Origin of the sequence: Oceanicella sp. SM1341 (genome assembly GCF_003448965.1) — a bacterium.
Taxonomy (GTDB): domain Bacteria; phylum Pseudomonadota; class Alphaproteobacteria; order Rhodobacterales; family Rhodobacteraceae; genus Paroceanicella.
This window is the reverse complement of record NZ_QRGC01000001.1, coordinates 168,131-181,647: the sequence shown is the minus strand read 5'-3', so window position 1 is coordinate 181,647 and position 13,517 is coordinate 168,131. Positions and strand designations below refer to the sequence as shown.

Annotated in this window: 11 protein-coding genes; 4 read left to right on the top strand and 7 right to left on the bottom strand. The window is 71.5% G+C overall.

Annotated elements, in window-relative coordinates; translation table 11 throughout:
* Position 1 precedes the first annotated feature (1 nt).
* Together D3P35_RS00800 and ftsY are read right to left on the bottom strand one after the other, a co-directional pair.
* Complete coding sequence (locus D3P35_RS00800) at positions 2-907, bottom strand: DMT family transporter (protein ID WP_118132548.1); 906 nt, start codon at positions 905-907, stop codon at positions 2-4.
* Positions 904-2,151: a signal recognition particle-docking protein FtsY gene (gene ftsY, locus D3P35_RS00795; RefSeq protein WP_118132547.1), complete on the bottom strand. Its 1,248-nt coding sequence runs from the start codon at positions 2,149-2,151 to the stop codon at positions 904-906. The genes D3P35_RS00800 and ftsY overlap by 4 nt, the downstream gene beginning before the upstream one ends.
* 158 nt (positions 2,152-2,309) lie before the next feature.
* Here ftsY and D3P35_RS00790 point away from each other — a divergent pair, with 158 nt between their 5' ends.
* Genes D3P35_RS00790 through D3P35_RS00780 form a run of 3 tightly spaced genes read left to right on the top strand, consistent with a single transcriptional unit; the run spans position 2,310 to position 5,351 of the window.
* Positions 2,310-2,726 carry a hypothetical protein gene (locus D3P35_RS00790; RefSeq protein ID WP_118132546.1) on the top strand — a complete coding sequence of 139 codons (417 nt, stop codon included), beginning with the start codon at positions 2,310-2,312 and terminating at the stop codon, positions 2,724-2,726.
* A gap of 4 nt (positions 2,727-2,730) precedes the next feature.
* The gene (locus D3P35_RS00785; protein ID WP_118132545.1) at positions 2,731-4,956 is read left to right on the top strand and encodes a thioredoxin domain-containing protein; all 2,226 of its coding nucleotides are present in this window, start codon (positions 2,731-2,733) and stop codon (positions 4,954-4,956) included.
* Entirely contained in the window at positions 4,953-5,351 is a 399-nt protein-coding gene (locus D3P35_RS00780) for a hypothetical protein (RefSeq protein WP_157981995.1), read from the top strand. Before D3P35_RS00785 ends, D3P35_RS00780 begins: the two co-directional genes overlap by 4 nt.
* A gap of 2 nt (positions 5,352-5,353) precedes the next feature.
* On the opposite strand, the gene xseA is transcribed toward D3P35_RS00780, so the two are convergent.
* On the bottom strand, positions 5,354-6,928 hold the full coding sequence (gene xseA / locus D3P35_RS00775) for an exodeoxyribonuclease VII large subunit (protein ID WP_118132543.1): 1,575 nt from the start codon (positions 6,926-6,928) through the stop codon (positions 5,354-5,356).
* 116 nt (positions 6,929-7,044) lie between these two features.
* Here xseA and purD point away from each other — a divergent pair, with 116 nt between their 5' ends.
* Complete coding sequence (gene purD, locus D3P35_RS00770) at positions 7,045-8,316, top strand: phosphoribosylamine--glycine ligase (RefSeq protein WP_118132542.1); 1,272 nt, start codon at positions 7,045-7,047, stop codon at positions 8,314-8,316.
* Positions 8,317-9,019: 703 nt separating this feature from the next.
* Here purD and D3P35_RS00765 read toward each other — a convergent pair.
* From D3P35_RS00765 to hflK, 4 genes are all read right to left on the bottom strand, one after another.
* On the bottom strand, positions 9,020-9,340 hold the full coding sequence (locus D3P35_RS00765; protein WP_118132541.1) for a 2Fe-2S iron-sulfur cluster-binding protein: 321 nt from the start codon (positions 9,338-9,340) through the stop codon (positions 9,020-9,022).
* 159 nt (positions 9,341-9,499) lie between these two features.
* Complete coding sequence (locus D3P35_RS00760; protein WP_118132540.1) at positions 9,500-10,909, bottom strand: DegQ family serine endoprotease; 1,410 nt, start codon at positions 10,907-10,909, stop codon at positions 9,500-9,502.
* Positions 10,910-11,308: 399 nt separating this feature from the next.
* Positions 11,309-12,334, bottom strand: a complete 1,026-nt coding sequence (gene hflC / locus D3P35_RS00755) for a protease modulator HflC (RefSeq protein WP_118132539.1) — start codon at positions 12,332-12,334, stop codon at positions 11,309-11,311.
* A complete protein-coding gene (hflK, locus tag D3P35_RS00750; protein WP_118132538.1) occupies positions 12,331-13,500 on the bottom strand; it encodes an FtsH protease activity modulator HflK in 1,170 nt (389 codons plus the stop codon). The genes hflC and hflK overlap by 4 nt, the downstream gene beginning before the upstream one ends.
* Between the last annotated feature and the right edge of the window lie 17 nt (positions 13,501-13,517).

The following is a 13,517-nucleotide window of genomic DNA, read 5'->3' as shown; positions in this document are numbered from 1 at the left end:
CTCAGGCGCCTCCGAATTCCACCAGCACCGCGCCCGCGGCGATCAGCGCCATCAGCGCGCCGCGCACCGGGCCGACCGTGTCCTTGAGCACCAGCCAGCCGATGAGGGCGGCGAAGACGGTGGAGGTCTCGCGCAGCACCGCCGCCTCGCCCACCTTGTCGAGCCGGGTCGCGAGCATCACCGAGCCGAAGCTGAGGAAGGCGATCACCGCGCCGGAGACCCCGCGCAGCATCAGCGGGCCCATGGCGGGCCGCAGCTCCATGCGCTGCCAGCGCGCGAGCGCGATCACCGGAAAGGCCAGCCCGTCGATCACGAAGAACCAGAACAGGAAGGTGAACGGGTCGGGTGCGGCGCGGATGCCGAAGGCGTCGTAGGTGGTGTAGAGCGCCACGAACAGCCCGGTGACGAAGGCGAGCCCGAGGGCCTGCAGCAGCGTGTCGCGCCCCACCTCGACATGGCGCAGGTTGAACAGCGCCAGCGCGAAGATCCCGCCCGAGAGCAGCAGCACGCCCAGCCATTGCAGCGGCCCGAACAGCTCGCCGAACACGAAGCCGGCCGCGATCACCGTCACCAGCGGCCCGGTGCCGCGCACCACGGGGTAGACCACCGTGTAGGCCGCGCGCTCATAGGCCATGGCCATGCACAGCTTGTAGCCCATGTGGATCACCCAGGCGCCGAGCAGGACGAGCCAGAGCCCGCCCTCCGGCCAGGGCACCACGAAGAGCGCCACCGGCAGCGCCATCGCCATGTAGCAGAAATCGATCGCCCCGCGCGACATCCAGGGGTCGTGCCGCCCCTTCTGCAGCGCGCCGAACACCGCATGCGCCACCGCCGAGCCGAGGGCCAGCAGCATGGCGAGATGCGCCCCCGCCGGCGTGCCCTCGATCGACAGCAGCCAGCCTGTCACGCGTCGAGGCCGGTGAGCGCGCGGGCGAACTCCTCGGGGTCGAAGGGGGCGAGATCGTCGATCTGCTCGCCCACTCCGATGGCGTGGATCGGCAGGCCGAAGCGGTCGGCCAGCGCCACGAGCACGCCGCCCTTCGCCGTGCCGTCGAGCTTGGTCATCACCAGGCCGGAGACATCGGCGATCTTGCGGAAGATTTCCACCTGGTTCAGCGCGTTCTGGCCGGTGGTGGCGTCGAGCACCAGCAGGGTGTTGTGCGGCGCGGACGGGTCCTTCTTGCGGATGACGCGGACGATCTTCGCCAGCTCCTCCATCAGGTCGGCGCGGTTCTGCAGGCGGCCGGCGGTGTCGATCAGCAGCAGGTCGGCGCCCTCGGCCTCGGCCTTGGTCATCGCCTCGAAGGCGAGGCTCGCGGGGTCGGAGCCCTCGGGCGCGGTGAGCACCGGCACGCCGGCGCGCGTGCCCCATACCTGGAGCTGTTCCACCGCCGCGGCGCGGAACGTGTCGCCGGCCGCGATCACCACCGACTTGCCGGCGGCGCGGAACTGGCTGGCGAGCTTGCCGATGGTCGTGGTCTTGCCCGAGCCGTTCACGCCCACCACCAGCACCACCTGCGGCTTGCGCGGGGTGAGCGGCATCGGCCGGGCCACGGGCTCGAGAATGCGGCTCACCTCGGCGGCGAGCAGGCGCTTGATCTCGTCGGCCGAGAGCCTGCGCCCGTAGCGCCCCTCGGCCATGTTGGCGGCGACGCGCAGCGCGGTCTCCACGCCCATGTCGGACCGGATGAGCAGCTCCTCGAGGCTCTCGAGCATCTCGTCGTCGAGCGTCCGGCGCAGCACGGCTTGCGGCGCCGCCGGAGCCGCCCCGCGCCCGGTGAGACGCGAGAACAGCCCGCGCCGCGCCGTCTCGGCCTGCACCTGCTCCACCGGGATCGGCGCGGGCGCCTCGGGCGCCGGCCGCGGTGCCTCCGGCACGGGCGGGGCTTTGGGTGCCTCCGGCACGGGCGGGGCTTTGGGTGCCTCCGGCACGGGCGGAGCCTTCTGTGCTTCAGGCTCCGGCACGGCTTTCGGCGCTTCGGGGGCGGGGCGCGGCGCCTCGGGAGCCTTTGCGGGCGGGGCTTCGGGTGCGGCGCCGGTCGCGGGTGCAGGCTCCATGACACCGCCGTCCTGCAGGATGGCGTCCAGCCCCTCGTCGAGCTTGGAGGAGGACTTGAACAGGCGGTCCTTGAGCTTTCCGAAAAGCGACATCGGGCGGGTTTCTCCGTCTTCCTGGCCGGCGGCGTGACCCCCTTCCCCTACCGCCAAGAGCCGCGAAGCGAAAGGGAAAAGCGGGCAAATCCCGGAGCCTCGCTTGCCGCTGCGCGCCGCAGGGCCTAAGTTCTCCCCCAAACACCCGGGAGATCTGCATGTTCCGTACCCTGGCTTTCGCCGCCCTGGCCCTTTTCGGCGCAACCCTGGTTCCGCCGCTGGCGGCATCGGCCCAGGACACGCCCATTCCGGAAAGCGAATGGCGCGACCTCACCCGCGGCAAGACGGTGTACTACTACATCGACGGCACGTATTTCGGCCGCGAATACTACTGGCCCGGCCAGGACATGGTGACCTTCCAGCACGCCTCGGGTGTCTGCGCCAACGCGCGCTGGACCTACTCTTCCGGCGAATACTGCTTCTTCTTCGACCGCCCGCATTGCTTCGCCCATGTGCGGCGCGACGGCGAGATCATCATCATCCCGCAGAGCGCGGAGGCCGGCGGCGAGCAGGAGCAGCTGGTGCAGTCGATCTCGCCCACCAGCTTCACCTGCACCCCCGGCCTGACGAGCTGAGCCCATGTCCCGCACCCCGCCGCAAGCCGACCGCAGCCCCGACCTGCAGGAGGCGCTCGACACGGCGCTCGCAGCCCTGGGCCCCGGCCACCGCCCGCGCACCCACCTCATGGACGCAGGCGCCCCGCGCTACGTGAACCGGCTGGTGCGCGAGGCCTCGCCCTACCTGCTCCAGCACGCGCACAACCCGGTGGACTGGTGGCCCTGGGGCGAGGAGGCGCTCGCCGAGGCCGCGCGCCGCGACGTGCCGGTGTTCCTCTCCGCCGGCTACGCCACCTGCCACTGGTGCCACGTGATGGAGGAGGAGAGCTTCGATGACGAGGAGATCGCCGCCCTCCTCAACGCGCATTTCGTGCCCGTGAAGCTCGACCGCGAGAGCCGGCCCGACATCGACCAGATCTACATCGCCGCCACCAGCCTGCAGAACGGCCACGCCGGCTGGCCCAACTCCGCCTGGCTGCTGCCCGACGGTCGGCCCTTCCACACCGGCACCTACTTCCCCAGGCCGCAGTTCGCCCAGGTGCTCGGCGCCATCGCGAACGGCTGGCGCGGCCCCGGCCGGGCCGAGTTCACCTCGCTCGCCGGCCGGCTCTCCGACGCCATTGCCGCCATCACCTCCGAGCGCAAGGATGCCGTGCCCCTCGACACTGCGCCCGAGGCCGCCTTCGGCCGCCTGCAGCGCATGTTCAACCCGGTGGAGGGCGGCTTCTCCAAGGGCACGCAGTTTCCGCAGGAAGGCTTCCTGCTGTTCCTGCTCGACCACTGGCGCCGGGGCGGCCCGCCGGAAGCCCTCGCCATCGCCGAGCACACGCTCTCCGCCATCTCCGCCGGCGGCATCCACGACCAGGTGGGCGGCGGCTTCCACCGCTACACGGTGGACGTGAACTGGCGCACCCCGCATTTCGAGAAAATGCTGTATAACCAGGCCCTTCTGCTGCGCTGTTACACCGAGCTCCACCAGGTGGCGCATTGGGGCGGCCACGAGGCGGGCTGCTGCATCCGCTACGTGGAGGCGCTGATGACAGCGCCCGACGGCGCCTTCTACTCCGCCGAGGACGCGGATTCGCTCGATGCTTCGGGCAAGCTCGAGGAAGGCGCCTTCTACGCCTGGACCCCGGAGCAGATCCGCGCGCTGCTGCACCGCGATCTTGCCGACAAGGCCATCGCCATGCTGGGGCTCGACCAGACCCCCACGCTCGAGGCCGGCGCCGTGGCCCACCGGGTGCCGGAGGAGGCCGTCCCGGCAGAACTCCACGACCCCGAGGCCCTGCAGGTGATCCTGCGCCAGCTCAACGACTACCGCGCCGAGCGCCCTCGCCCGCTGCGCGACGAGAAGGTGATCGCCGGCTGGAACGGGCTGATGATCCGCGCCCTTGCCGAGGCGGCGCTCGAGTTCCACAACCCCGACTGGGCAGCCATGGCGGCGCGGGCGGCGGAGGCGGTCTTCGCGCGGCTCGACGGGCCCGAGGGCCTCTCCCGGGTGCATGCGGGCGGCAAGGCACAAGAGCCGGCGCTGCTCTCGGACTATGCCTGGCTCGGCCTCGCCTGCCTTGCCCTGCAGGACGCGACCGGCGCCACCGCCTGGGCCGATCGCGCGCAGGCGCTGGCCGAGGCGATGGTGGAGCGGTTCGACGACGGCCGCGGCCGGCTGGCGAGCGGCTTCGGCCCCGGCCCCTTCGCCCGCATCTACGAGACCGAGGACGGCGCGGTGCCCTCCGGCGAATCCTCGGCGCTGGAGCTGCTCGCCCGCCTCGCCGAGCGCCGGCCACTGCCGCTCTTGCGCGCCCGGGCCGAGGCGCTGCGCGACGCGCTCTCGGCGCGGATCTCGGACTATCCCTCGGTCTGGCCAACCGCGCTCTCGGCCGTGCGCATCCTCGAGGCGGGCGAGGCCGGCGCGGTGCGTGTCTGCGCCGGCGGCGCGCTGCGCGTGCGGCTCGAGACCTACCACGCCACCGGGGCGCACAAGCTCATCGTCACCGTGGCGCCGGGCTGGCATCTCGCCGTCGCCGGGGCCGAAGGGCTCTCGGGCGCCGTGCTGGAGGGGGCGGAGACCGTCTGGCCCGCGCCCGAGCCCTGGGAGAACCCGCACACACCGGCCCCGGTGCCGGTGCACACCGGCACGCTGTCGCTGCCGCTCAACCACCCGGAGGAGGAGGTGCGCCTCACCCTCCAGCCCTGCAACGAGGCCGCCTGCCAGCTGCCCGTCACCCTGCGGTTCCGCATCCGATGAAACAGTTTCTCGTCGCGGCGCTGCTGTGCGCCGCTGCTCCGGCACTTGCCGATGACCCGATGAGCGCGGAGGAATTCCGCCAGTTGTCCGAGGGTTACACGCTGACCTTCGAGCGAGATGGCGAGTTTTACGGCGCCGAGCAATACATGCCGGGCAACCATTCCCGCTGGCAGGACGGCTCGGGCGAATGCCAGGAGGGCCGTTGGTTCGAGCTCAACGGCGCGCTGTGCTTCACCTACGAGGGCAACCCGATGCCGCAGTGCTGGCATGTCTACCGGCGCGACGGCGAGGTGGTGGTGCGCTCCGAGCGCGACCCCGACGGGCTGGCCGAGCTGCAGATGAGCGGCCGCGACACGAAGCCGCTCAACTGCCCCGGGCCGCGCACCGGCGTCTGAGCTCAGAACAGCGATCCCTGCGGGTCGTCGTCGCTGCGCTTGCGCCCGGGGCTGGGTTTCGCGGTGCCCACGGTCACCGTGCCGTCGCGGAACTCCAGCTCCAGCAGCGTGGCGCGGCGGGCGCGCTCGGCGTCGGAGACCAGCGCGCCGCCCGGCTCGCGCACCACGGCATAGCCGCGCTCCAGCGTGCGGTGGTAGCCCAGCGTCTCGAGCAGGCGCGCCGCGCGCTCCAGCCGCTCGCGCCGCCGGGCCATCAGCTCGCGCCCGGCGCGCTCGAAACGTGCGCCCCGGTCATCGAGCCGCTCGGCAAGGTCCGTCCGCCTGCGCAGCAGCGCCGCCGGGCTGAGCCGGGCCGAAACGGAGGCCAGCCGCTCCGCCCGCCGCCCCATCAGCCCGGAGAGCAGCTGCGGCCCGAAGCGCCCGGCGCTGCTGCGCCCCAGCTCGCTGCGCTTGCGGCTGAGCGCGAAGGCGAGCAGCCGCGGCCCGAACTCGCCGGCCCGGCTGCGGGTGAGCTGCAGCCGCTTGCCCTGCGCATAACCCGAGAGCGCGCGCGGCAGGCGGGAGGCCATCTCGTCGAGCCGCTGGGCGCGCTCGGCCACCAGCATCTCCGGCCGGGGCAGCAGGCGCGAGAGGTCGCGCAGCCGCTGCTGCCGCTCGGTGAGCAGGCGGGCGAGCGCGCGGCGCCGCCGCTCCTCCGCCGCCGCCAGCGTGGCCATCAGCTCGGCGCGCACCGGCACGGCGAGCTCTGCCGCCGCGGTGGGCGTGGGGGCGCGCAGGTCGGCGGCGAAGTCGATCAGCGTGGTGTCGGTCTCGTGCCCCACGGCGGAGATCAGCGGGATGGCGCTCTCCGCCGCGGCGCGCACCACGATCTCCTCGTTGAAGCCCCAGAGGTCTTCCACCGAGCCGCCGCCGCGCGCCACGATCAGCACGTCCGGCCGCGGCAGCGCCCCGCCGGGGGTGAGCGCGTTGAAGCCGCGGATGGCGGCCGCCACCTCCGGCGCGCAGCGATCGCCCTGCACCACCACGGGCCAGAGCAGCACCTTGCGGGGAAACCGGTCGCGCAGCCGGTGCAGGATGTCGCGGATCACCGCGCCCGAGGGCGAGGTCACCACGCCGATCACCTCCGGCAGGTAGGGGGGCCGGCGCTTGCGCGCCGCGTCGAACAGCCCCTCGGCGGCCAGCGCCGCCTTGCGCTTCTCCAGCATCGCCATGAGCGCGCCGAGGCCCGCGGGCGCGATGCTCTCGATGATGAGCTGGTAGCGCGACTGGCCGGGGAAGGTGGTGAGCCGGCCGGTGGCGATCACCTCCATCCCCTCCTCGGGCTTCGTGGCGAGGCTGCGCGCCGTGCCCTTCCAGATCACCGAGGACAGCACCGCCCGGTCGTCCTTCAGGTCGAGGTAGAGATGGCCCGAGGCGGGGCGGGAGACACGCCCCACCTCGCCGCGCACGCGCACATGCCCGAATCCGCCCTCGATGGCGCGTTTCACCGCGCCGGACAGTTCGGAGACGGTGAATTCGGGCGCATTGCCCGGGGCCTCGCCCGCCTCGGGGCCCTCGTCGTCGAAAAGGTCGCTCATCGGGCCTGAATAGCGGCTTTGCGCGCCAAACCAAAGGGCGCATTCCGCTTGCGGCACGGGCACCCTCCCCCTAGAACGGCGGCGGGACTTCAGACGGCCAAGCGGAGGGCTCTCGCGTGAACATCCTCATTCTCGGTGGCGGCGGGCGCGAGCATGCGCTGGCCTGGGCGATCAGCCGCAACCCCCTGTGCGAAAAGCTCTATTGCGCGCCGGGCAATGGCGGCATCGCCGATGTCGCCGAGTGCGTGGCGCTCGATGCCGAGGACGGTGCGGCGGTGCGCGACTTCTGCCGCGAGGCGGGGGTGGAGTTCGTGGTCGTCGGCCCCGAGGCGCCGCTGGCCGCCGGCGTGGCCGACGTGCTGCGCGAAGCCGGCATCCTCACCTTCGGCCCCGGCCGGGAGGCGGCGCAGCTAGAGGCCTCGAAGACCTTCACCAAGGAAATCTGCGACGCCTGCGGCGCCCCCACCGCCGCCTGGGCCCGCTTCACCGATGAGGCAGAGGCTCTGGCCTACGTCCGCGCGCAAGGCGCGCCCATCGTGATCAAGGCCGATGGCCTTGCCGCCGGCAAGGGCGTGGTGGTGGCGATGAGCCTGGCCGAGGCCGAGGCCGCGATCACCGACATGCTGGGCGGCGCCTTCGGCGCGGCCGGCGCCTCGGTGGTGGTCGAGGAGTTCATGCAGGGCGAGGAGGCCTCGTTCTTCGTGCTCACCGACGGCCGCGACGTGCTGGCGCTGGCCACCGCGCAGGACCACAAGCGCGCCTTTGACGGCGACGAGGGCCCGAACACCGGCGGCATGGGCGCCTATTCCCCCGCCCCGGTGATGACGCCGGAGATGGAAGCCCGCGCGCTCGACGAGATCGTGAAGCCCTGCATCGCCGAGATGGCCCGCCGCGGCACGCCCTACCAAGGGGTGCTCTATGCCGGGCTGATGATCGGCCCCGAGGGCCCGCGGCTGGTGGAGTACAACGTCCGTTTCGGTGATCCCGAAGCCCAGGTGCTGATGCTGCGCGCAGGTGCGGGCATGCTCGACGCCCTGCTCGCCGCCGCGCGCGGCACGCTGGGCGGCTTTGCCATCGACTGGGCGGATGACCCCGCCCTCACCGTGGTGATGGCCGCGAAGGGTTACCCCGGCGCCTATGCCAAGGGCGAGGCGATCGGCGGGCTCGCCGCGGCCAATGCCGTGGAGGGCGTCACCGTGTTCCACGCCGGCACGAAGGCCGAAGGCGGCGCCATCCTCTCCAACGGCGGCCGGGTGCTCAACGTCACCGCCACCGGCCCGACGCTGGCCGAGGCCCGCGCCCGCGCCTACCGCGCGGTGGAGGCGATCGACTGGCCCGGCGGCTTCTGCCGCACCGACATCGGCTGGCGGGCGCTGGCGCGCGACTGAGCCGCCCCGCGCCGACGCGCCCCGGCCTCCCAGCCGGGGCCTCTCTCACCATGCCCGGCCGTCCGGTGGTTCACCATTTCGGAGGTTTCCCGTTCACCGGTGCGGCAGGTGTCCCTCCCGAAGCCACTCCGCAGCGCCCGCCGCCGGGTGGCGTTCCGGGCTGGTCGGCCAGCCTTGCTCCGTGCCTGCTCCACCAGCTGCGCCGGCCCATCACGCGTGCTCGCATCCCGGTGACCCAGGGCCCGACCGAGCTTCCTGCGTGACAGCCAGGGCTCTGCCCCGTCGGTTTCCGTCTCACTCGGCTCTACGGCGGAGCCAGGTGCCGAGGGCCGCGCCCGACCCTGGGTGGGCGCGAGCCACGCCCGTGATCAGCGCTTTATCTCAAAAGCCCCGGACGAGGGCTGTGCGGCACCCGGCATCGCCATCGCGCCCTCCCGGGGGAGGGTCCGGGCGCGGCCCGGGCTGGTCGCCCGGGCGGGATGGGCACGATGGCGGGCGGAGCGCCTCGCCGGCGTCCGGGCTCCGGGGCTGCCACAGCGCGCAACGCGGCATACGGTACGGGCTCTCCCGGCCCCGGCGCCGGACAGGACACGTCACCATCGGCACGTCGGGCCCGGCGCCCGGCACGAAAAAGGCCCCTTCCCGCGGGAAGAGGCCTCGTGGGCAGCGGCGCGGCCGGGCGCGGGCCCGGGGGCGGGAGCCGTCAGATCTGCTTTTCGGGCATGCGCACGACGAGACCGTCGAGCGCGTCGGTCACCCGCAGCTGGCAGGTGAGGCGCGAGGTCTCGCCCGGGTTCCAGGCGAAATCGAGCATGTCGATCTCCATGTCGTCCTTGGCCGGCAGGCGGTCGGTCCAGGCGGGGTCGACGTAGACATGGCAGGTCGAGCAGGCGCAGGCACCGCCGCAATCGGCATCGATGCCGGGAATGCCGTTGTCACGGGCGCCTTCCATCACGGTCATGCCGTTGGGCACGTCCACGACATGTTCGGTTCCGTTGTGCTCGATGTAGGTAATCTTAGCCATGCTTTGCCTTTCCCGATGCGCGTTGCGGATAAGTCTTAATGCAGCCCGCCGGGGCCTGCCAGTGGGAATTAGGCCATCCACCAGCGGTGAACGGGCCATGAAAAAGGGGCCCCCTCGCGGGGGCCCCGGACCGGCGCGGGACCATTCGGTCCCTTGGCGTCACTCGTCGATCTTGAGGGCCACGAAGCGCGGCTCGCCCTCGCGCTCGACCAGCAGCAGGATCGAGGTGCGGCCGGCTTCCTTCGCCGCCTTCACCCGGGCCTCGGCATCGGCCGGCGAGGACACCGGCTGCTGCCCGACCTCGGAGATCACGTCGCCGGGGCGCAGGCCCTTCTCGAAGGCGGCCGAGGTCGCGTCCATGTCGGAGACGATCACGCCCTCCAGCTCGTCGGGCAGGTTGAACTGCTCGCGCATCTCCGGGGTGATGGAGGACAGGGTCATGCCCAGCACCTCGGCATTCGCGGTCTGCTCCGGGGCGGTGTCGCCGCTCGGGCCTTCCATGGAGGCGTTGATCTCGTTCTCCTCGAGGCGGCCGAGGGTGACGAGCACGGTCTGGGTGCTGCCCTCGCGGAACACCACCACGCGCACGGCCTTGCCCACCTTGGTGTCGGCCACCATGCGCGGCAGGTCGCGCATCTCCTGCACGTCCTGGCCGTCGAAGGACAGGATCACGTCGCCGCCCCTGATGCCGGCCTCGGCGGCGGGGCCGCCCTCGGTCACGCCGGCCACGAGCGCGCCGGAGGCTTCCTCGAGCCCGAGCGCCTCGGCCATGGACGGGTCCACCGGCTGAATGCGCACGCCCAGCCAGCCGCGGCGGGTCTCGCCGAAGTCCTTGAGCTGGTCGACCACGTTCTTCACCACGTTGGAGGACATGGAGAAGCCGATGCCGATGGAGCCGCCGTTGGGCGACAGGATGGCGGTGTTCACGCCGATGACCTGGCCGTCCATGTTGAACAGCGGGCCGCCGGAGTTGCCGCGGTTGATGGCGGCGTCGGTCTGGATGAAGTCGTCGTAGGAGCCGCGCAGCGAGCGGTTGCGCGCCGAGACGATGCCGGCAGACACGGAGAAGCCCTGGCCCAGCGGGTTGCCGATCGCCATCACCCAGTCGCCCACGCGGGCGAGGTCGCTGTCGCCGAAGTTGACGAAGGGCAGCGGCTCATCGCTCTCGACCTTGAGGAGGGCGATGTCGGTCTTGGGGTCGGTGCCGACCAGCTTGGCGTCGAGGTTCTGGCCGGAGAAGAGTTCGATGGAGATCTCGTCGGCGGATTCGATCACGTGGTTGTTCGTGACAATGTAGCCGTCGGCGGAAATGATGAAGCCGGAGCCGAGGGCCGTGGCCCGCTCGGGGCTCTGGCGCTGGCGGTCACGGAAGTTCTTGAAGAATTCCTCGAAGGGCGAGCCCTCGGGAACCATGGGGGTCGGACCGTCGTCGCGGCGGGCGACGATCTGGCTGGTGGTGATGTTCACCACGGCCGGGCTGAGCTGGGACGCGAGGTCCGCGAAACTGTCCGGTGCGGCACGGGCCTCGACCATCGGGGCCTGGGCGACCGCGACGGTCGCCGCCATCATCCCGACGGCGAGAACCTTGCGCAGCGGTCCGAAGGACTGGCCACGGGACTGGCCGAAGGACTGGATTGCGTCGGCCCGTCTTGCAACGGACCTTGCTACGGTGGGCAGTAGAGCCAAGGTCTTTCTCCTCTATCGAACGCCGCCCGTGGCCGGCCGGGGCATGTGCCGGCGCTGCAGGTCTGGCCATGCAGGTCGGGATGCCGCTTCTGCTCCGTCATGCGGCGCAGGTCAGCCTCAGGCTCGAGACGGACTTTCTCACCAATGCAGGCGTGATGCGAGGGATTTGTGATCATGATAGATCACCATCCGGTTAGCAATCGAGAGCCGGGCGTGACAAAATGCCCCGCCCCTCTTGCGGGCCGGTCCGGGGGCCGCGCGGGCGGCCCCCGGTGTTCCGTGTCACTCGGTCGGAACGGCGGGCGCGGCGGGCGCCGCGGCAGGGGCCGCAGGGGCCGGGGTTGCGGACGCGTCGGGCCCCGGGGGGGTCTCCGGCGCGGCCTCGTCCTGCGGCGCCGTGCCGCTGTCGTCGCCGGTGCCGAGATCGATCTCGCCCTGCCCCGGCGTGGCGATGCCGGCGGAGCGCAGATACTCGAAGAACTCGCTGTCAGGCGAGATCACCATGGTCGACCTGCCGGACTCGAGCGCCCGGGTATAGGCCTCCAGCGAGCGGTAGAAGGCGTAGAATTCCGGATCGCGGCCATAGGCTTCGGCGTAGATCCGGTTGCGCTGGCCATCGGCCTCACCGCGCACGATCTCGGACTCGCGCCGGGCCTTGGAGAGGGTCTCCACCGCCGAGCGGTCGGCCTGGGCGCGGATGATCTGCGCCGCCTCCTGGCCGCGGGCGCGCTCGTCCGCCGCCTCCTGCTCGCGCTCGGCCTTCATGCGGTTGAAGGTGGCGGCGAGGTTCTGGCGCGGCAGGTCGGCGCGGCGGATGCGCACGTCGATGATCTCCACGCCCAGCCCCTCGGAGGAGGTGCGCGCCACGTCCCGGATCCGCGTCATCAGCGACTGGCGGTCGGAGGAGAGCACCTCGTTGGAGGTGACCGAGCCGAGCTCCTGGCGCAGCGAGGCGTTGAGGATGCGCTCCAGGCGCACGTTCGCCTCGTCCTCGCTGCCCACCGCCTGGCGGAAGCGCTCGGGCGAGGTGATGCGCCAGCGGGCGAAACCGTCGACCACCAGGCGGCGGTCGTCGAGCGGGGTGACCTCGAGCTCGCGCGTCTCCAGCGACAGGATGCGCTTGTCGAACTTCACCACGTTCTGGATGAACGGGATCTTGAAGCCGATGCCGGGGTCGGTGCGCTTTTCCACCACCTCGCCGAACTGCAGCACGAGGGCCTGCTCGCGCTCGTCGACGATGAAGACGGACGAGGCGCCGGCGATCACGACGACGGCGGCGACGCCGAGAAGAAGGGTGCTGCGTTTCACTGGTTGGTCTCCCCGTTGCCGTTGCCGGGCCGCGAGCGAAGCTGGTCGAGCGGCAGGTAGGGCACGACGCTCTCACCCACGGAGGGGTCGATGATCACCTTGTCCACCTCGCCGAGCACCTTCTCCATGGTCTCGAGGTAGAGGCGCTTGCGGGTGACCTCCCTGGCGTTCACGTATTCGTCGTAGATCGAGGTGAAGCGCGACGCCGCACCCTCGGCCTCGTTGACCACGCGGGAGCGGTAGGCCTCGGCTTCCTGCACGATCTGGGCGGCCTCACCGCGGGCGGCGGCGAGCTTCTCGTTGGCGTAGCGCTGCGCCTGCTGCTCGAAGCGGTTGCGCTCCTGCTCGGCGGCCTGCACGTCGCGGAAGGCGTCGATCACGTCGGCCGGCGGGTCGGCCCGGTCGAAGTTCACGCGCACGATGTGGATGCCGCTGTCGTAGCTGTCGAGCGTGCTCTGGATGATGTCGTAGACCTCCTGGCTCACCTGCGCGCGGTCGCGGTTGAGGATCGGGGCCAGCTCGGAGCGGCCGATCACCTCGCGCATCGCGGATTCGGACACCGCGGCGATGGTGGCGTCGGGGTCCTTGAGGTTGAACAGGAATTCCCGCAGGTCATTCACGTTCCAGACCACCTGGAAGTCGATGTCGACGATGTTCTCGTCGCCGGTGAGCATGAGCCCCTCCTCGACCATCTGGCCGCGACGGGTCTCGTTCACGCCCACGTTCACCACGCGCTCGCGGGTGACCGGCTCCACCTCGTGGGTGACGACGGGCCAGGGCGCGAAGTTCAGGCCGGGCCCGGTGGTGTTGGAATACTTGCCGAGGAACAGTTCCACGGCGCGCTCCTCCGGCTTCACGGTGTAGAAGCTGGCGAAGAGCCACACGCCCACGGCCGCGAGGCCGATCAGCGCGATGCCGCCGCGCCCGAGACCGGTGCCGCCACCGCCGCCGCCGGAGGGCGGACGGCCGTTGCCGTTGCCGCCCTTGCCGCCCATGAGGACGCGAAGCTGCTCCTGCCCCTTCTTCACGATGCGGTCGATGTCGGGAACCTGGGTGTTGCCGCCGCCCGGGCGGTTGCCGTTGCCCCAGGGGCCACGGTCGTCTCCGCCCTTCTTGTCGTCACCACCGCCGCCTCCCCAGGGGCCGCCATTGTTGCTATAGGGCATCTCGCTTCATGTCCTCC

Bases quoted from the DNA above. Each gene is read 5' to 3' on its own strand.
- xseA (WP_118132543.1), bottom strand. From the start codon at position 6,928: ATGAGCGACCTTTTCGACGACGAGGGCCCCGAGGCGGGCGAGGCCCCG.
- D3P35_RS00765 (WP_118132541.1), bottom strand. From the start codon at position 9,340: ATGGCTAAGATTACCTACATCGAGCACAACGGAACCGAACATGTCGTG.
- D3P35_RS00760 (WP_118132540.1), bottom strand. From the start codon at position 10,909: ATGATGGCGGCGACCGTCGCGGTCGCCCAGGCCCCGATGGTCGAGGCC.
- D3P35_RS00780 (WP_157981995.1), top strand. From the start codon at position 4,953: ATGAAACAGTTTCTCGTCGCGGCGCTGCTGTGCGCCGCTGCTCCGGCA.
- D3P35_RS00785 (WP_118132545.1), top strand. From the start codon at position 2,731: ATGTCCCGCACCCCGCCGCAAGCCGACCGCAGCCCCGACCTGCAGGAG.
- ftsY (WP_118132547.1), bottom strand. From the start codon at position 2,151: ATGTCGCTTTTCGGAAAGCTCAAGGACCGCCTGTTCAAGTCCTCCTCC.
- hflK (WP_118132538.1), bottom strand. From the start codon at position 13,500: ATGCCCTATAGCAACAATGGCGGCCCCTGGGGAGGCGGCGGTGGTGAC.
- D3P35_RS00790 (WP_118132546.1), top strand. From the start codon at position 2,310: ATGTTCCGTACCCTGGCTTTCGCCGCCCTGGCCCTTTTCGGCGCAACC.